Source organism: Nostoc sp., assembly GCF_036918245.1.
Lineage (GTDB): Bacteria > Cyanobacteriota > Cyanobacteriia > Cyanobacteriales > Nostocaceae > Nostoc.
The window spans coordinates 23990-43057 of sequence record NZ_JBALEF010000098.1 but is presented as its reverse complement, the minus strand read 5'-3'; the positions used below and the strand labels follow the sequence as shown (position 1 = coordinate 43057).

Genomic DNA, 19068 nt, shown 5'->3' with positions numbered 1-19068 from the left:
TTTTGGGTTATCCCCACGGTTGTTAAAATCAAACCACAAATTATAAACGCCCAGCAACTAGCTTTTTGGAGGTAGGTTACACAAATATACAGAAAAATTTCTGATATGTGTTTCTGTAGTTTGCTAATTTTGAATTTGGAATTGAATAACCTTGCTTTTACCGGGATTCATCAACCCATAAGGATCGACTATTTCTTTAAATTTCAACTGCTCAGGATCAATAACTTTTCTGCCGCCGTCTTCAATAATATACGTATGAGGATTGGCAATACTCACACCCTGTTCTTCATGATAGCGGATAATTTCATTGAGGCGTTCTTCTGTGGTGTAGCGCACAAGTTGCAAAGCGCCAGGAACTACGACACCATTCACCCGAAAAAATTCTAAATGCATCATTACCTCATCGCCAAAGTAATTATACATCTTCTCTACTAGTTGCAAACTGCAATCGCTAGGAAAGAGACTTTGTAAGTATGTAATACCAGTATCTACACTCCGGGCAAGTAAGGTAGTGTGGTTCCAGCTAAATTCTGCTAAATGTGTACCTTTGCCTGCTTCCTCAGCTGATTTTTTATATGTAATCTGACCGCCGTATTGCTGCACCAAAGCCGGTAAGAATTCCAAACTCGGTTCAGAAATTATCAAAAATACTGAGTGAGTTCCTTTAGGAATATACTCTTGTACTGCATGAAAGTATTGCGAAATTGGGGATGCAAAGACAGAAATCAACTTCTTAATCATGCCATCAGCATTGCCAATTGCCTGACCAAACTTTGCTGCTGTGATAAAGTCGTCAAAGGTGACAATGACTTTTGCCCAAGGATAAGCTGGGCCTAAAGGAATTTCGACTTCAGTGATGATGCCATTAATTCCCCAAGCATGATTTACCTTTTGGACATCATCGCCGCGTAATGCGATCGCACGGGGTTCATCTTCTACAGTTACCACTCGCAGTGCTAAGATATTACCGCGATCGGCTAATAACCCATATTGGATCGAGCCAATGCCCCCACTTCCCCCAGCAATAAATCCGCCAATTGTGGCTGTACGGTACGTAGAGGGTGTCATACGGATTTCCCAGCCGATTTCTCGTGTTTTTGTATCCAAAGCTGCCAACTTCACCCCAGCTTCCACCCGCGCCACTCCCGGTTTTACCCAAAGAATCTCTTGCAGCCGCGTCATGTCTAAAATTACGCCACCGTGCAACGGTACACATTGCCCATAATTCCCAGTTCCTGCACCTCGCATAGTTACAGGTATACGATATTTTGCACAGGCGGCTGCAACTTTTAAAACCTCTGCTTCATTAACGGGACGCACTACGATATCCCCAACTTTTCCCTCTAGTTTCGACACTAACACGGGGCTAAAAGTGTGATAATCCTGGGATAATTTTGCGACTTGGGTAGAGTCGGTAATAGTTTCTATGCCTTCTAGAGAATTAATCAGAGCATCTAATTTTGTCGTCATAGCTTATATCCTTTTTTTTAACGCAGAGAAACGCAAAGGTTTACGCAAAGGAACGCAGAGAATTAACTCCTCTGCGAACCTTTGCGCTTCCCTCAGCGCCCCTCTGCGTTTTAAAATCTTAACTCTCATGTTTCACAGAACTTTCATGCCACTTACTCAAAAAGTCAGATAGCGCACTCAAGCAGACAAAAATCAATACTTAGTTTCCTGTGTCTGTGCGTCAATAATTACACTCCAGTCATCGTTTTTCACAGCAGCTTCAAGTTGACGCTGACGTTCGGCTTCACTCGCATCTATTGTTTCTAACTCTTTAGAAAGGGTTGTATCAGCCATTGCTTTCCGTAGTTTTAGCTTTTTCTCCTCGTAGGCTTGAAGTTGAGCTTCTGACATTACCGCCTTAGTCGCTTCACCTACCGTACTAGCCCACATTTCGCAATCAGTTGCATTACCAGGTGGCGTACTTTCGAGTTCTGCTATCCACGCATCTCGCAAATCTTCCATTTCTTGACGTTTGGGGAACTTGAATGCTTGCACACGTACAAAAGCACACTTTTGCTCACCATTTTGGCGAAGATGGCTGTTTAAGGAAAGCAACACATTCCGAGAATAGCCAATGTACTGCGTGTAACGTTCTGCATCTAATACTGCGTAAACTCCTGCAATTTTAGCGTTCTGAGCAGCTACACTCCAAGCCTCAAAGTCAATGATTTCAGTACCATTGTTTGCCAGTTCAGGAGTTATACTCACCTCAATGGCGGTGTGTTCGTTGTCAGAACTATACAAAAAATCATGCAGTCCACGGTGGTTTATGGGGACATTTTGATGTTCAATTGGCGGATTGTGCTGAGTTTCCATTGCAGTTGCTCTCCAAGTTATTAATTAATGATGTTTACGACGAGCTTCTCTACGAGAGGCTACGCCAATACTTACACAAGCAAATATATGCCCTTAAAATATTGAAGCTTAAATCTACTCACATCTCCAAATCCTTGTTCTGACAAAGCAAAAACAACTATTAAACTTCTTATGAATCAATTGATACCTAAAAATTGGATGTTCATCAAACAGCGGCTTACCCCTTATTTATTTTTACTACCCGCCTTAGTTCTTTTAGGCTTAACTGTCTTTTGGCCTGCACTGCAAGCCTTTTACCTCAGCTTTACCAGCTATGAAGACATTGCCCAGCCGCCACAATGGATAGGTTTCGCCAACTTTCTCAAGCTTTGGAAGGATGCAGTTTTTTGGAAAACCTTGGAAAACACTTTTTTGTATCTTGTGGGTGTAGTACCAATTTTAGTAATCGCTCCCTTAGTACTGGCAATTTTGGTAAATCAGAAACTGCGGGGGATGAATTGGTTTAGAGCAGCGTACTACACTCCAGTGGTAATTTCAATGGTAGTTGCGGGAATAGCTTGGAAATGGCTCTATGCAGAAAACGGATTACTGAATCAGTTATTTAAAGCTTTAGGTCTTTTTCCAGAAGGTATTCCTTGGCTAACTAGCCCAGCAAAAATTTTTGGCATTGTACCAATTTCTCTTGCCAGTGTCATGGCTGTCACCGTGTGGAAAGGATTAGGCTACTACATGGTGATTTATTTAGCAGGGTTGCAATCAATTCCCGCTGATGTGTACGAAGCCGCAGCCATCGATGGCTCTGATGGTATCAGCAAACATTGGGATATTACCATACCTTTAATGAAGCCATATCTAGCACTAGTGGCGGTAATTTCGGCTATTTCTGCGACCAAAGTGTTTGAAGAAGTCTACATTATGACTCAAGGAGGCCCACTCAGTAGCTCGAAAACGATTGTTTATTATTTATATGAGCAAGCCTTCAACAACTTGGAAATTAGCTATGCTTGCACGATTGGACTAGTGCTGTTTTTGATAATTTTAGGATTGTCAATTTTGCGATTAACTATTAATCAGCAAGGTGATGATAATATCACAATTTAATATTGCCTTAATTTAAATATATTAAATTTAGAAAAATTATCTTCTCTCAGCCCCGATAATCTGAAAATATTCAAATATCGAGAGTGCATGAAAACAGACACGATTTTTTACACCTTATTCCAAACTCTTCCAGGTGTGTTATTTGAACTTTTGGAACAATCCCAAACTTTAGCGTTACACTACCAATTTACCTCAGTAGAAATCAAAGAATTAGCACGTCGCATCGATGGCTTATTCTTACCCAAACCTGACTACCCAGAAGACACAATCTATTTTGTTGAGGTACAGTTTCAGCGCAATGATGATATTTACTGGCGAATAATCACAGAAGTTTTCCTCTATATCAATCAATATAAACCTCAACGTCGCTGGCAAGCAGTATTACTTTTTGCTCAACGTAGTCTCGACCCAGGTATACCATTGATTTATCAAACATCATTAGCTCCACAGCAAATTCGTATAATTTATTTAGACGAGTTAGATAATGTACCATCACCTTCGATTGGGCTAGGCGTAATTAAGTTAGTAGTTGCAGCAGAAGATCAAGCCGTACAGCAAGCGAAAAACTTGATAAAACAAGTACAAAAAACGGATGAAGCTAACCGTAGCAATCTTTTAGAATTAGTAGAGAGAATGCTTATCTACAAATTTGTAAACAAAAGTCAGCAGGAGTTAGAAGCGATGTTTGGATTAACCGATTGGAGACAAACTAAATTTTACCAGGAAGTAAAGGAAGAAACAAAGCTGGATACGATACCACGTTTACTTAAGTTTGGTTTAAGTATAGAGCAAATTGCTGAAGCATTAGAATTGGATGTTAAACAGGTACGACAAGCTATTGAGAAGCAAGGAGAAGAGGGAAGAGGAAGTAATTCGTAATTGAAGAGATTTCTTTAAAACCGTGTTTGATATTCTACTACTGCACGACTATCATCAGTTAAATTAGTGGAAGCACGCACACGAAATTCATTGTTTATCCGATAATTAATACCCCATTGGAAGGGATCGTTTGTTGTCAAAATTTTGATGCTGGAAACGGATATTTTGGAAGAAATATCAACCCCAGCTTCTGCTGCTAATTCCAAAGTTGAATTGCTTTTTCCTGCTTCAGGATTCTCAGAAATAACGGTAGGAAATATCCGCAGTTCACTTAAGCCAAAAGTACTTCCAATCTGGTTAAAAGCTGACTGAAAATTGTTAAACACAGCCGAACCTGCGATGTTAATCAGACCTAAAGTACTGTCTGCACGTCCTTGGGTGTCTACAAATCCACCTCCTAAAAGAGCAACAATTTCAGTTTGACTACGTGACGGACTACTTGTTAATTCTAGATTTTCATTTAGTTTGCTAGCTAAACCGTTGATAGTGGCTTCGACTCGAACACTCTCTAACGCTGATAAACCTGTGGAATTTACCCGCCCAAAGTCATTACTTTGAGTTACATCCAGTACTTTGGCAAATAGCCGAATATCTAAGTTGGGGTCGCGGGGTTGAGAAGGACTAAAAGTTGCGGTGTGTTTATAGCCACGAGCAAGGTTAAATTGGGTAGTAAATAAATTTACCCCTCCTTTTTCTAACTGGATGGTGCCATCGGGTATAGGCTGATTGATTAAGCCGTTAACTATGAGATTACCAGTGGCGCGGAAGTTGAGAATAGGGTCACGGGTAATTTGGACGTTTTTACCTAGTTCCAAATCTAAATTATTAAATCTGGCGTTAGTATTTCCCGTGCCATTTCCAATTTTAGATTTGCTCTGCTTATTGGCTTTTATAGGTGATATGCCAATACTACCATTTTCAGATGTCGTGGCATTGGTAGATTCTGCTAGCAATACTTTACCATCAAATAAATTTACTCTACCGCCAATTATCGGATTAAGGGCAGAACCAGTAATCTGCAAATTGCCACTAGCGCCTCCCTGATAAAGTCCCTTGAGATTCAATGCTAGCTGATCGAGATTAACAGTTAGAGGATTTTTGATAGTTACGTTCTCATTGTTGAAAATGGGAATTTCACCAGCAGCTTCTACCGTCCCACGGCTAAATCTACCTTGAAGATTTTCTACTAAGATACTGTCAAAATTAAACAGTACTCTACCTGTGACACCTCTCAGCTTACGTGGCAAAGCCTGGGCTGAAAAAGTAGCATCATTGACAATAGCAATTCCATTTACTTCGGGTTTTTGTAATGTTCCCCGCACTTTCAGGTCTACTTCTCCTTCACCTTTCTCAAATACCACTTGATTAGTCAATGCGTTTAACAGTGCTAATCCCTCGTTTTCCAACTTCATATCTAAACTGATTTGATCGCTGTCTGGTGCGACGGAGGCAAAAGGCAATTTATAAGGGATACTGCCAGTAATATCAACAGGTTTTGGCCCAGCAACTGCTACAGTACTACCAAAGTTTAAGCGTCCGTTGGCATAGCTGAAACTTGCTATTGCTGACTCTATTTTGTTCTGATTTAGTATTCCTTCTGTGATTTGCAATTCCCCTCTAGCTTGGGGATTAGTAATACTACCTGCTAAAGCTGCTGTAGCGTTAAGATTACCCGTAATTCCAACTGGTAGTTTGACAACATTATTCAATAGTTGTACTGGAAAATTATTCACCCGCAGCTGACCAGATTGTTCATCACCGCCAACGTTACCTGTGAACGCAATCAGTCTGTTTTGAGACTGGATTCGTAATGGTCGCAAACTCAAAACACCGTTTTCAAAGTTGCCTTCGGCAATCACTTTTTCGGCAGTATAAAAACGATTTCGTTCTTCCTTTTTACCCCAGGCAAAGTTTTGTCCATTCAAATTAAAATCCACTGATAATCCGGCTGTAGCTGTATTTACAGCCACTTCCCCATTGAAAGTCCCCTTTAAGTCTGCCAAATCTGGTATGGGAGTGGAATTAAGTCGCTGTTCTTCCTGTTCTGCCACCAAAGCTTCAATTTCAGAAAACCGTTGGATTTGGGTGAATAAGGGTTCGTTTGGCGTTCCTTGGGGGTTGGTAGTCAGATCCGCTGCTGTGCCGTAGATTTCTGCTGAACCACCTGGCAAATTTTGTAAATCAAATACCTGTGCTACAGCTAGAAGATCTTGGATCTCACCCTGGTTGACGTTCAGTTTACCTTGTAGTTGAGGGCCTTTAACGCTTTGAGCAAAAGTACCAACAAGGGCGTAGCGACTTTTCCCCTTGACAAATTCGCTACTTGCGAGTGTCGCTTTACCGTCACCGTAGCGGAATTGAGCGGCTAAACGATCGCCTTTAACCCGGCCAATTTGCGGATTTGCGATCGCTAAATTCCCCGTTGTTGCCAATGTCTGCTGATTAAACAGCAAATCCCCAGTTAACAACCCAGCTATCTTACCAGCACCCAATCGAGTAATTGGTGGCGGAGTCAAATTCAATATTTGTAAGGGGAAATTTGCAAGTTTCAGTGCCCAATCATTCCCTTGAACATTACCTGTGGCTGATGCTTGCTGCCATTTGACTAAGAAAGATTTCGGGCGATTATTAGCATCTAAATTGAAAGATAGGCGATCTCTGCCGAGAAGCCCCTTCGGGTCTACGCTATTACCCGCCAAGTTCAAACTCAAACCGCGTCCCTGTACTGAATCGATGTTTCCAGTTAACAACGGCTCAAAAGCAATATCTTGAACAACCAAGTCTCGTAAGTTGATTTGTCCTACTACATTTAGCAAGGGCAGTTTACCAGTGATTTGTCCATTAAAATCTACTCTTCCCGCTACAGCAACCTGATTAGGAAGATTAATCGGTAACTGTTTTAAGTTGTAATTCTGCGCCTGGACGTTGAGATTTAGGGCAGTAATTTCCGGTATACCTGTCTTTTTCGCATTGGCTAATATGTTACCAGTAACACTTAAACCGGGAGCAGTTGCTCGCTCAATGGTCAGCCTTTCACCACTCCAAGCGATCGCAGCACTCAAAGGTTGCTCAAGACCAGGAATACCTTGGGACAATTGCACCTGTCCAGCAGCACGCACATCAGCTAATTTGGACGATCCAAGCGTACCGGCTAATTGCAACTGACCGCCAAACTGACCCCGCAATTGCTGATTTAACCGATTTAATTCCACACCGCCAGCATCAACTACAGCTTGATAGCGACCATTAGCTACTTGGATATTAGAAGCTGTAATATTTCCACCTGCAACATCCAGCCGTCCCTGACCAGTGGCTTGGATAGTTTGTGGTTGGAAGGACTCTACAGAACCTGCCACGTTTGCTTGACCAGTTAACGTCCCTCGTAACTGCGGTGGTACTGCTACTAACTGCTGCAACGGTAGATTATTTGCTTGAACTTGCGCCTGATATACACCATTACCCACTTGGATATTAGAGGCTGTAATAGTTCCACCCGCAACATCCAGTCGTCCCTGACCGCTAGCTTGAATAGTTTGCGGTTGGAAGGATTCAACAGAACCTGCCAAATTTACTTGACCAGTTAACTTCCCTCCAAACTGCTTTGGTACTGCTGCCAACTGCCGCACAGGTACATTAGTTGCCTGAACTTGCGCCTGATACACACCATCAGCCACTTCGATATTAGAGGCTGTAACCGTACCATCACCAATAGTAAGGCGACCCTCACCACTCCCACGCATGGTTTTCAGGCTGAAATCATCTCTGCTACCTGCAATTTGGAATGTTCCTGCTAAAGGATTATCTAAAGCTGGAGGAGACTGTTTCAATATTTGTCCCAACCGCACACCATCAGCTACAAGTTGAGCCGAGAAACTTTGGTCTTGCAGTTGGATATTAGAAACTGCAACTGTACCGCCACCAATTTGAACTCCTGCACCATCACTGCGAATTGTGGCAATTTTAAATGGTGCTGTGCTTCCTGAGAGCAGGAGACGACCATTGAATTGTGCCCCAGCCAAAGAGACATTTGGCAGTTGACTCTTGTCTACAAAGGGTTCCAACTTTACCCCAGAGGCAACAGCCACAGCTTGCCAACGCTCATTAGCATAACTACCAGTCGCCCGAACTGTACCACCACTTACATTCAGAGCCACATTACGGAAAGAGACGGTGCGATTTGGAGCGATTGCAACTTCGCCTGTTCCAGGATAAGTTCCATTAGGAGCTTGGAACTGTACCACAGTTTGGACATTGGTAGGAGCGCCAGTTAGTTCGGCTGTACCTGAGACATTGCCGATTTGAAAGGTAGGTGTTGTTTTATAAACTTTTGCGATCGCATCTCCTGGAACATTCTTGGCAGCGAAATTTAAATCCAGTCGCGGGTTTTTACCGAGTTTAATTGTGCCAGCGCCCGTAATCTCACCACCAATTTTGGCTTTACCTTGAATATCTTTTAGGGTAATTAAAGAAGAATTAGTAACAAGCTCAAATTTACTACTGATGCTATTAAAATCAACTTTATCAATCCGAGCAGTTTGAATCGTGGCAACTGAACCGGAGAGAATTGGCTCTTTTGTCGATCCAGTAATCTGCAAAGAAGCTTGTACTTGTCCAGCGATCGGCACAGGTAGTTTTACCTTGAGAGTTTCCTGGGCATTCGCCAAACTCACTGCATTTACACGCGCTGCCAACTTAAAGCCTGCTTTAGAGTCGATGATTCCCGTAGCCACTAAAGGAATTTTGCCGTAGTTGCTAGTAACATTATTTAACTGCAACTCCGTTCCTTGGAAGTGGAGGTTTCCTTGGCTATTGTTCAATAGTTGTGGGACTTTGGGTATTTGAAGCGTTACCCCTTGCACAGTAGCGTTGCCAAACAATAAAGTCTGCTGTCCTGGTGTCAATCGAATTAACAAGTCGCCATTGGCTCGACCCGCCTGTAAATTCACTGGTAACTTAATCAACCGAGTAATATTCTCAGCCAGCAAATCTTGTGCTTGCACCTGGAAGTTCCCTGCTAGCACCTTGGAACGTGTCTCTCCCTGAATGGAAATATTGCCACCACTGTCTGCTTGACCCCCGACTTCAAACCGTATCAACTGATTATTTGCTAAAAGTTGAGCAGAGCCGTTGAGTTGAGAAAATAGCACGGGCAAGTGCTGAGTGTTGTTAGTGGTAACGGGGCGTTTAGGCAGTGCTGAGTTAGAAATTGGGTATTCTCCTTTGCCCGCCTGCCCCTCTGCCCCCTCATTTACCCCTACTCTCTCCCGCGGCATCAATGCCAGCTTGGCATTGCGAAACCGCAGATTTTCCAAATCGGTTTTAATGGCGGCCCCTTCACCTGACGACGCTATAGTAGTGGAAACCCAGCGTCCTTGGTCATCTTGTTCAATGTAAATATCTGGGTTGACTAAGGTAACATCTAGCTTTAAATGGTGGTTAAAGATTAGTTGCAACAGATCAAAACCCACCTCTACAGATTCGACTGTGGCCCGGTCTGGATCTGTGGATGTGGCTGGGATAGCTGAAGCCCCAAATTGCACTCCCGTCAACGAAAATTGTGTAACTCTTCCCAGGTTTACCGGACGGTTGAGTGTAGTTGTGAGACTTTGTTGTGCTAAGGGTGTTAATTCTGTTTGAACAAAAGTCCACAACCGCCAAATCCCGACAATAACTCCTAACAGTAAAAGTCCGCTCAAAGCAATGCTACCCCGACTCAACACCAGCAACCACATACGCTTGCGATTAGGGGAAAGGTAGTAAGGATCTCGATCGGGATATTTTGTCATTTGCTTTCACTGTATTAATTGCCGGATATCGCTGGCACACACAAGCATTAACTGGCACATTGATTCAGTATGCCACTTCCAGGATACGCCAACTAAACCCAAGACCCCATTGATTGAGTTACGGTATTTACTCGATCCAATACTTATGCTTAATAATATTGGCGTTTTCAGGAAAATCTGAATAGAGTGAAAATTATTCCTGTGACTTTCCTTGAGACACAATCTCGAACTTTAATATGAATAAACCTTAAAAAGGACAGATGATTACACCAATGCGTGTCTTTGTGTTAATTTTTAATGCTCGAACGGAAAATGAGGGGATTCACACGATTCGGGAAGGCGATCGCAATAAAATTCTGATGTTCGAGTCAGAAGACGATGCCACGCGCTTTGCCCTGATGTTAGAAGCTCAGGATTTCCCCGCACCCACACCGGAGCCAATCGATGCTGAAGAAATCAAGGAATTTTGCGAAAGTGCTGGGTATGAATGGGAAATCATCCCAGAAAACAGCAATTTAGTTGTCACTCCCCCAGAACTTAACGTCGAAAAAACTGACTGGCAAGAAGATGCCCAGAAGGAGGATACTGTTGAAGACACCTTCCCTCTCAATGAACAGCCACTAGAAGAACCAGAATTGTCTGATTCTGAACTAGAGAAAATTCGTCGCAAATTGGAAGGATTGTTGTAAGTAGTCATTAGTCATTAGTCATTGGTCATTAGTCATTGGTCATTAGTCACTGGTCCCTAACTGACAAATGACAACGGACAACGGACAAATGACAACAGACAAATGAACAAAGGACAAATGACAAATGACAAATTTGCAGGAACGCGGGCATCTTTTAACTGAGCTGGTAAATCCTAACAGTCTGAACTTAGACCAGCTCAGTTCTCTGGAATTGGTGGAATTGTTTAATGACGAAGACCAAAAGGCCGTCGCAGCAGTTGCAGCGGCAAAAATTCAGTTAGCAGAGGCAATTGAGCGCACCGCAGAGCGTTTGCGCCACGGAGGACGCCTATTTTATATCGGTGCGGGTACAAGTGGCAGGTTAGGGGTGTTAGATGCTGCTGAGTGTCCACCTACTTTTTGTACACCCCCAGAGTTGGTACAGGGGATTATTGCTGGTGGTGCTGGCGCATTAGTACGCAGTTCTGAGGATTTAGAAGACAGCGTTGAAGATGGTGAGGCTGCGATCGCTCAACGACAGATTACCCAATTAGATATAGTAGTTGGAATTACCGCTGGTGGGACAACGCCTTATGTCCACGGTGCGCTTCATGCTGCTCGTCAGCGAGGAGCCACAACTATTTTTATCGCCTGTGTTCCTGCTGAACAAGTTAGCTTTGATGCCGATATTGACATTCGTCTATTGACAGGGCCAGAAATAATCGCCGGTTCAACTCGCCTGAAAGCTGCTACAGCCACTAAATTAGCTTTAAATATCCTTTCTAGCGGCGTGATGGTTAAGCTAGGCAAAGTTTATGGCAATCGCATGGTGGATGTAGCAGTAACAAATCAAAAATTACGCGATCGCGCTTTGCGAATTTTGCAAGACCTCACAGGTTTAAGTCGAGAAACTGCTGGTTTTTTACTAGAACGTAGTGGTAAATGGGTTAAGCTGGCGCTATTGATGCACTGGACTGGTTTGGAAAAAGACGAAGGCGATCGGCTGCTTTCAGAACATCAAAGTAATCTCAGGGCAGCTGTTGTCAGCTATCAAAACCCCAAGCAATCTTGAAGAAATTTTCTAAATAAATACTTTATAATATGGCTGCTACTTATTTTAGTAGCACGCCTTTTTTTAAGAATAATATTCCCTAGAAAAGCTGACATTAATTAACATAATTAAGAATAGTAAACTTAAATAAATATTTTTAATAATATATATTGTCAATGTGAATAACTAAAACAGGATTCTCTAAAGACAGCTAATGTTTTTTAAACAAAAATTCAGAACTTATACGGATATGATTCAGTATGAAAATTCCTAAAATGATATCTTAGTACATCATGATGTCGACTATGGCAACCTACTTTAGTCAAAAATATTAACAGAAAAGTAAAGTCTGTTAATAAAGACTCTATGCTAGATAAATTATTTCCTAGCAATAGTTTTGCCATCTTAACATCTGCCTTGCTTTTAATAATCTTGATTTAGACTGCTATATACCAAATGTATTTGCACTTATTCACATATCTACCGATCGCTATATAGCTAGAACACTGTAACGGAAGTGTTGCCTACCTTTAACAAGTGACTTAAGAAATTTGTCTAGTTAATTGAGATGGTAGCTGAATTTACGCCGTGCTCTGCTAGTATCGGTTTTTAATGGCTAACTTTTTAATAAAAGGAATAAACTATGCCCCCTCAAGAACTTATTTCAAATAATTTAGTAAAGGAATTTAAAACTTGTACTCAGTTGCAATACAATGGCAAATTAAATATTAAGAGTTCAAAAGGCAGCCAATGGACTTTTTACTATCGGCTAGGACGGATAGTTTGGGCAACAGGAGGAACTCATCCCTTCCGGCGTTGGCGTAGACATATAGCTCAAAATTGTCCCCAGATTGATGTTGATAAGTTGCAGTTACGTAGGCAAGACCTATCAATTGATTACTGGGACTATCAACTGATAGAAGTATTTTATAAAAAACAGAAAATTCAGAGAGAACAGATTCAATTTATTGCGGAAAATACGATAGCAGAACTATTGTTTGATCTAGCTTTGGAAGGAAACTTTACTTCTCTAAGTTGCAATCGCAGTCAAGAAGTTATCTTAGAAGCCCCAATGAACTTCACGAGTGCAGAAATGTCTGTAAAGCACATGCAAGACTCATGGAAAATTTGGTCAGAAGCTGGTTTAGCAAATTTTTCTCCTGACTTGGCACCAATTCTACGGCGACCAGAACAACTTGAGCAGATGGTAAGTCCATCTGTCTACAAAAACTTTGTAAATTTAATCAATGGCAAATTCACTCTGCGAGATTTAGCTATGAAAATGAAGCAGAGTGTACTACCACTCACCCGTTCGTTGCTTCCCTATATCCTTAAAGGAATCATTGAATTGGTAGAAGTACCTGACTTGCCTTTAGGAATTACTGAAGTCAACAATAACTCTACCACCACACAAGCAAAAAAGCGGATTGCTCCACTAGTGGCTTGCGTCGATGATAGCCCTCAAGTATGTAAAATGGTAGAGGATATTGTCACTTCCAATGGCTTTAGGTTTGTCAAAATTCAAGATGCTGTACAAGCTCTACCAACCCTCATTCAGGATAAACCAGACTTAATTTTCTTGGATTTGATTATGCCAGTTGCTAGTGGTTACGAAATTTGTACTCAGTTACGACGAATATCTACCTTTTCCAACACACCAATAATTATATTAACAGGCAGTGATGGTCTTTTAGATAGAGTTCGTGCCAAAATAGTTGGTTCTACAGATTTTCTCACTAAACCTGTAGTGCCTGATAAGGTAATGAGTATAATACGTAAATATTTACCTACACAGAGCGTATCCAACGATAAAAGTAAATCTAATTTAGAGGTTTGTAATTAGGGAGAATTAGAGGCAATTTTTGGTTATGAATTATTCCTCAAAACTAATAGACTTTTCTACCTCAGTAAAAAGTAAATTATTGAGGTTAAACAATTTTAAATTAACTCTATTCCTCAAATCAGTGATTTGTCAATTGATTTGGAATTTTAGATATATTCTCACCTTTAAATTATTTTGCTATCAGTAATTTTAAAATTTTGAATCTTCAATCCGAAAATTAAAATCTAAAATTCGATTATCAAACTATTTTTTATTAAAACATCTTATATTAAGTTATATTTATTACGTACTTTTTCTGAGGTTGATAAATAAAGATTGAATCAAAATTAGACAAATACAAATTTTTGTATTTATAGCAGTCCTATTTGATTTGTGAAATATTGGTTAGGGCAAAGAGGGTTAGGGCTAGTCTCTAGTCCCTTCCATGTCTTTTTGAGGAATCATTTAGGATTTGTATATTTTGTTTACATTTTGATAAAAAGTTAACGAGTAATTGCCATGAATACTGTTTTAGTTGTTGAAGATGGCTTAACAGATATGGAAATAATCAGCCGTTACTTGCAACAGGCAGGTTATTCTGTGATTAGCGCCACTAGTAGTGAAGAAGCCCAAGACAAAATAGATAAAAATAAGCCCGACTTAATATTTCTCGACGTAATTTTACCGGGTAAAAGTGGCTTTGAAATTTGCCGAGAACTGAAAAATAATCCTGACACTAGCAATATACCTGTGGTTTTTTGCTCTACAAAAAATAGTGATGTAGATAAAATTTGGGGTAATATGTTAGGCGCTGATGGTTATCTATCAAAACCGATCATTCGAGACGAACTAGTGGTAATTTTAAAGCGATTACTTAATTAGTAAAAATGTCATAAATCAATAAAACCTAGAAATCACTATTTTTTAGATATAATCTCTCCAAGAATAAACAATAACTGCAAATAGTGGCTAAAGATAAATAATCAAGGACAAAGGATCAATAGCTTTGGAAACCCAGGAAAAGTTTTTAAGTTTTAATTTGGGAGTAAGTGATACAGCCGTCATTTCTTTACAACACATCACAGAAGTTTTGCAAGTATCATTACCAGAAATATGTGGCGTTCCTCAGATGCCAAGTAGCGTCTTGGGTATTTATAATTGGCGCGGTGAGATGCTTTGGTTAGTTGATTTAGAGGCAATGTTAGGTTATCCTCCTATTTCGCAAGGGCCAAATTTACTTTCAAGAATGATGGCAATTGTTCTGGAAAATAAAGGTAAGTATTTGGGACTATTGGTGCGACAACTTATAGATATTGAATGGCTAGATACTAAAGAAATGAAACCCGCAACTGCTGAATTATTTTATCCGAAATTATCACCTTTTTTACAAGGATATTTTATTAATGATTCGGAGGAAATAATTTTTAATTTGGATGCCACAACTATTATTCAAGCTCCGACATGGGGAATTCATAATTGAATATTTAGTAAAGTGTGATTAGGTTATTGTTTTGAAAATTCCTAATCCTTAATGAGTAAATACCAGATAACTTTTGCTTGCCACATATCAAGTTATTACCCATCACAGTTTTTGAGGTTAATTAAATGACATTTTTGTATAACAATAGCCATGATAACGAGCATCTAATCTCTGAATTAGAAAATCAGAATGGTAACGCTCATATAGCAAATATTGCTAGTAGTGAAATTTCTTTATTAAGTGCGATCGCTCTAGAATTTAAAACTTGGCGGCGACAGTTGAAAGACATCGCAACTCACATGCGCCAAGCCCCAGACCTTGATACATTACTCAAAATTACTGTAGCACAAATTAGAGAAAAGATTGGCTGCGAGCGCGCCTTAATTTATAAGTTTAGTTCGCGAGAATCAGGTAATGTTTTAGCAGAGTCGAGAACATTAGGTTGGACTCCAACTTTAGGCGAAAATATTCCCGGAATTATTTTTGGTTTATATACCAATCAAGACTATGTAGAAGCTGTAGTTATTGACGATATCAATCAGATTCAACTTACCCCTTATCAAAAGCAACTGCTAGATAAATTTCAAATTAAAGCTAGTTTGAGTTTACCGATTGTAGTAGAAGGTAAAGTGTGGGGCTTACTAGCAGTCAATAATTGCTACTCAACGCGGCAGTGGCAAGAAGGAGAAATTAGCTTACTATCTCAAATTACAACAGAACTGATTTACAAGTTACAGAGCTTTGAATTCCAAAAAGAACAGCAACAGCGGATACTAGCAAAAAAATCGGTAGCTAAAGTCATCGACAAAATTCTGCGAGTATCAAATGTCGATAAACTTTTTCAAACAACCACTCAAGAAGTACGTCAATTACTAAAATGCGATCGCGTCGGTGTCTATCGCTTCAAACCTGACTGGAGTGGCGAGTTTGTCGCTGAGTCAGTGGGTAATGGCTGGATAAAAATGGTCGGCCCTGATTTTTACATGGTCTGGGAAGATAGTCACTTACAAGACACTCAAGGAGGACGTTATGCCAAGGGTGAAAGCTTTATAGTCAATGACATTTATCAAATGGGCCATGCTCAATGTCACATTGACATTTTAGAGCAGTATGAAATGAAGGCTTACATCATTGCACCCATCTTTTCTGGAGAAAAATTATGGGGTTTGCTGGCAGCTTATCAAAATTCTGGGCCTCGTGATTGGCAACCTTGGGAAGAAACCTTTGTAACTCAAATTGGATTGCAATTTGGTGTGGCTATCTCACAAGGAGAATATCTCGAACAAGTGCAGACGAAATCTGACCAACTAGCTCAAATAGTAGAACAAGAGAAAGTTTTCACTAAAATAGTCAACCGCATCCGACAATCTTCAGATGTAGAAAGTGTCTTCAAAACAACCACTCAAGAAGTGCGTCAATCACTACAATGCGATCGCGTCGCTGTCTATCGCTTTAACCCTGACTGGGGTGGCGAATTTGTAGCTGAGTCTGTAGGTACTGGTTGGACAAAACTCGTAGGCCCTGATATTAAAACCGTTTTGGACGATACCTACTTGCAAGAAACTAAGGGAGGTAGATATGTCAAAGGTGAAAACTTTGTTGTAAATGACATCTATGAAATAGGGTTAGCTCCCTGTCATATTGAGATTTTAGAGCAGTTTGAAGCCAAAGCTTACATAATTGTGCCGATATTTTTCGGGGATAAATTGTGGGGATTGCTGGCAGCTTATCAAAATTCTAGCTCTCGTGAATGGCAAAGCTGGGAAGTGAACTTTTTAGTTCAGACTAGCTTGCAATTTAGCCTAGCTAAATCACAGATAGACTATTTGGAATTAGTGCGGGTAAAATCTGAGAAACTAGCTCAAATAGCAGAACAAGAGAAAGCTGTCACCAAGATCAGTAACCGCATCCGGCAATCTTTAGATGTAGAAGAAATCTTCAAAACAACTACTCAAGAAGTAAGACAATTACTGCGATGCGATCGCGTCGCTGTGTATCGTTTCAATCCTAACTGGAGTGGGGAATTTATCGCAGAGTCAGCAGGTCATCTTTGGGTAAAACTGGTAGGCCCCGATATCAAAACTGTCTGGGAAGATACCCACTTACAAGAAACTCAAGGAGGTCGATATGCCCAGGGTGAAAATTTTGTTGTAAATGATATCTATCAGGTAGGTCATTCTCCTTGTCACATTGAAGTTTTAGAGCAATTTGAAGCCAAAGCTTATGTAATTGTTCCTGTATTTGCTGGGGAACAATTGTGGGGATTGCTGGCAGCTTATCAAAATTCGGGAACTCGTGATTGGGAAGAATCGGAAGTAACTTTGTTAGCACGCATTGGCAGCCAGTTAGGACTGGCATTACAACACACCGAATATTTGCAACAAGTACAAGCGCAGTCAGCAAAGTTAGCAGAAGCAGCAACACGGGAAAAGGCAGCTAAGGAGTTACTGCAACAACGATCCATTCAACTCTTAAAAGCTCTTAGACCGGCTCTTAACGGCGACTTAACAGTACGCGCACCGATTACAGAAGACGAGCTAGGCACGATCGCAGATGCCTACAATAATACCCTGCAAGCATTACGGCAAATTGTTGTTCAGGTACAAGGGGCTGCTCAACAAGTTGCCCAAACTTCTAGCAATAGTGAGGCTTCCCTAGCGGGACTGACTAATCTGGCACAACAACAGTCTGAGGACATTACCGCAGCTTTAGATGACATTCAACAGATGGTGGACTCTACTCAAGCTGTAGTAGCCAATGCTGAGTTAGTACAACTAGCAGTGCAAAAAGCCAATCAAACTGTAGAGTCTGGCGATACTGCCATGAACCTGACTGTAAAAGCAATCCAAGGAATTCGTGAAACCGTCGCTCAAACCAGCAAAAAGATTAAACGCCTCAGCGAATCCTCGCAAAAGATCTCCAAAGTGGTGAATTTGATTGGTAATTTTGCCACACAGACAAACGTACTCGCTCTAAATGCAGCCATTGAAGCTACTCGTGCCGGTGAATATGGCAAAGGCTTTGCAGTTGTAGCTGATGAAGTCCGTTCTTTATCTCGCCAGTCAGCAGCAGCAACCATCGAAATTGAAAAATTAGTTCAGGAAATTCAAGCAGAAACTGGAGAAGTTGCAGTAGCAATGGAAACTGGTATTCAGCAGGTAGTAGAAGGTACAAATCTTGTTAGCGACACTCGCCAAAACTTAAATGCGATCGTTTCTGCAACTGCCGAAATTAGTCAGTTAATCGAGCGAATTACCGCAGCAACTCAAAAACAAATGGCGCAATCTGTAACAGTAACTAAATCAATGCAAGATGTCGCAGAAATTGCTGATAAAACTTTTGCTGAATCTCAAGAAATTGCGACTGTGTTCCAAGATTTATCAGGAATGGCGCAAGAGCTATTAATAACTGCTAGTAAGTTTAAAGTCAAATGAAAAATAGTTAGGAGTTAGGAGTTAGGAGTTATTTTGTCAAAGCATTAATTATATAAATCACCATCTTATTCAAAAATATAAAAATGCTTTGACCTTAATTACTTATAATTTTTAAGTTAAAGATAGGAGAAGAGTAATTGGCAGACAGTATTATTCAACAGAAGAGTTTTAAATTTGCTCTAGAAATTATTCACCTATATATTAAACTGCAAGAACAACGCGAATATGCGCTTTCTAAGCAATTACTACGAAGTGGGACAAGTATTGACGCGAATGTTGAAGAGGCTAGCGGTGATCAGAGTAGAAAGGATTTCTTGGCAAAAATTTATATTGCATACAAAGAAGCTAGTGAAACCAAATACTGGCTACGTCTACTACAACAGTCAAAACTAGTAAATATTGATTTAACTAATGAACTAATCTATGCAGACAAAATCATTCGCATTTTGAGTTCAATAGTCAAGACAACTGAAAAATCAATTGGTTGATAAACTCCTAACTCCCCACTCCCCACTCCCCAAT

At 40.6% G+C, this 19068-nt stretch carries 12 protein-coding genes; 9 read left to right on the top strand and 3 right to left on the bottom strand.

The window, feature by feature from the left end; all coding sequences use genetic code 11:
* Positions 1–123: 123 nt before the first annotated feature.
* Both V7L12_RS28585 and V7L12_RS28580 read right to left on the bottom strand, forming a co-directional pair.
* Positions 124–1470 carry an FAD-binding oxidoreductase gene (locus V7L12_RS28585; protein WP_335089527.1) on the bottom strand — a complete coding sequence of 449 codons (1347 nt, stop codon included), beginning with the start codon at positions 1468–1470 and terminating at the stop codon, positions 124–126.
* A 192-nt stretch (positions 1471–1662) separates the two neighbouring features.
* Entirely contained in the window at positions 1663–2325 is a 663-nt protein-coding gene (locus V7L12_RS28580) for a GIY-YIG nuclease family protein (protein WP_335089525.1), read from the bottom strand.
* Positions 2326–2496: 171 nt separating this feature from the next.
* On the opposite strand from V7L12_RS28580, the gene V7L12_RS28575 reads away from it, so the two are divergent.
* Together V7L12_RS28575 and V7L12_RS28570 are read left to right on the top strand one after the other, a co-directional pair.
* A complete protein-coding gene (locus V7L12_RS28575) occupies positions 2497–3426 on the top strand; it encodes a carbohydrate ABC transporter permease (RefSeq protein ID WP_322729120.1) in 930 nt (309 codons plus the stop codon).
* 87 nt (positions 3427–3513) lie between these two features.
* Positions 3514–4305, top strand: a complete 792-nt coding sequence (locus V7L12_RS28570; RefSeq protein WP_335089522.1) for an Rpn family recombination-promoting nuclease/putative transposase — start codon at positions 3514–3516, stop codon at positions 4303–4305.
* Positions 4306–4319: 14 nt separating this feature from the next.
* On the opposite strand, the gene V7L12_RS28565 is transcribed toward V7L12_RS28570, so the two are convergent.
* Positions 4320–10091, bottom strand: a complete 5772-nt coding sequence (locus V7L12_RS28565; protein WP_335089521.1) for a translocation/assembly module TamB domain-containing protein — start codon at positions 10089–10091, stop codon at positions 4320–4322.
* A gap of 260 nt (positions 10092–10351) precedes the next feature.
* Here V7L12_RS28565 and V7L12_RS28560 point away from each other — a divergent pair, with 260 nt between their 5' ends.
* The 7 genes from V7L12_RS28560 (at position 10352) to V7L12_RS28530 (ending at position 19034) form a co-directional block, all read left to right on the top strand.
* On the top strand, positions 10352–10780 hold the full coding sequence (locus V7L12_RS28560; protein ID WP_335089519.1) for a DUF3110 domain-containing protein: 429 nt from the start codon (positions 10352–10354) through the stop codon (positions 10778–10780).
* Between the two features lie 124 nt (positions 10781–10904).
* Complete coding sequence (gene murQ, locus V7L12_RS28555; protein WP_335089516.1) at positions 10905–11831, top strand: N-acetylmuramic acid 6-phosphate etherase; 927 nt, start codon at positions 10905–10907, stop codon at positions 11829–11831.
* A 622-nt stretch (positions 11832–12453) separates the two neighbouring features.
* Positions 12454–13653 (top strand): response regulator, encoded by a 1200-nt coding sequence (locus V7L12_RS28550; RefSeq protein ID WP_335089514.1) that lies wholly within the window; start codon positions 12454–12456, stop codon positions 13651–13653.
* 498 nt (positions 13654–14151) lie between these two features.
* Positions 14152–14514, top strand: coding sequence for a response regulator transcription factor (locus V7L12_RS28545; protein WP_335089512.1), 363 nt, complete (start codon positions 14152–14154; stop codon positions 14512–14514).
* A gap of 124 nt (positions 14515–14638) precedes the next feature.
* Entirely contained in the window at positions 14639–15112 is a 474-nt protein-coding gene (locus V7L12_RS28540; RefSeq protein ID WP_335089511.1) for a chemotaxis protein CheW, read from the top strand.
* 125 nt (positions 15113–15237) lie between these two features.
* The gene (locus V7L12_RS28535; RefSeq protein WP_335089509.1) at positions 15238–18546 is read left to right on the top strand and encodes a GAF domain-containing protein; all 3309 of its coding nucleotides are present in this window, start codon (positions 15238–15240) and stop codon (positions 18544–18546) included.
* A 137-nt stretch (positions 18547–18683) separates the two neighbouring features.
* A complete protein-coding gene (locus tag V7L12_RS28530; protein WP_335089507.1) occupies positions 18684–19034 on the top strand; it encodes a four helix bundle protein in 351 nt (116 codons plus the stop codon).
* Positions 19035–19068 lie beyond the last annotated feature (34 nt).

What these genes read in the sequence shown, in the direction of transcription:
- V7L12_RS28585 (WP_335089527.1), bottom strand. Translation starts at nt 1,470, where the DNA reads ATGACGACAAAATTAGATGCTCTGATTAATTCTCTAGAAGGCATAGAA.
- V7L12_RS28580 (WP_335089525.1), bottom strand. Translation starts at nt 2,325, where the DNA reads ATGGAAACTCAGCACAATCCGCCAATTGAACATCAAAATGTCCCCATA.
- V7L12_RS28575 (WP_322729120.1), top strand. Translation starts at nt 2,497, where the DNA reads ATGAATCAATTGATACCTAAAAATTGGATGTTCATCAAACAGCGGCTT.
- V7L12_RS28570 (WP_335089522.1), top strand. Translation starts at nt 3,514, where the DNA reads ATGAAAACAGACACGATTTTTTACACCTTATTCCAAACTCTTCCAGGT.
- V7L12_RS28565 (WP_335089521.1), bottom strand. Translation starts at nt 10,091, where the DNA reads ATGACAAAATATCCCGATCGAGATCCTTACTACCTTTCCCCTAATCGC.
- V7L12_RS28560 (WP_335089519.1), top strand. Translation starts at nt 10,352, where the DNA reads ATGATTACACCAATGCGTGTCTTTGTGTTAATTTTTAATGCTCGAACG.
- murQ (WP_335089516.1), top strand. Translation starts at nt 10,905, where the DNA reads ATGACAAATTTGCAGGAACGCGGGCATCTTTTAACTGAGCTGGTAAAT.
- V7L12_RS28550 (WP_335089514.1), top strand. Translation starts at nt 12,454, where the DNA reads ATGCCCCCTCAAGAACTTATTTCAAATAATTTAGTAAAGGAATTTAAA.
- V7L12_RS28545 (WP_335089512.1), top strand. Translation starts at nt 14,152, where the DNA reads ATGAATACTGTTTTAGTTGTTGAAGATGGCTTAACAGATATGGAAATA.
- V7L12_RS28535 (WP_335089509.1), top strand. Translation starts at nt 15,238, where the DNA reads ATGACATTTTTGTATAACAATAGCCATGATAACGAGCATCTAATCTCT.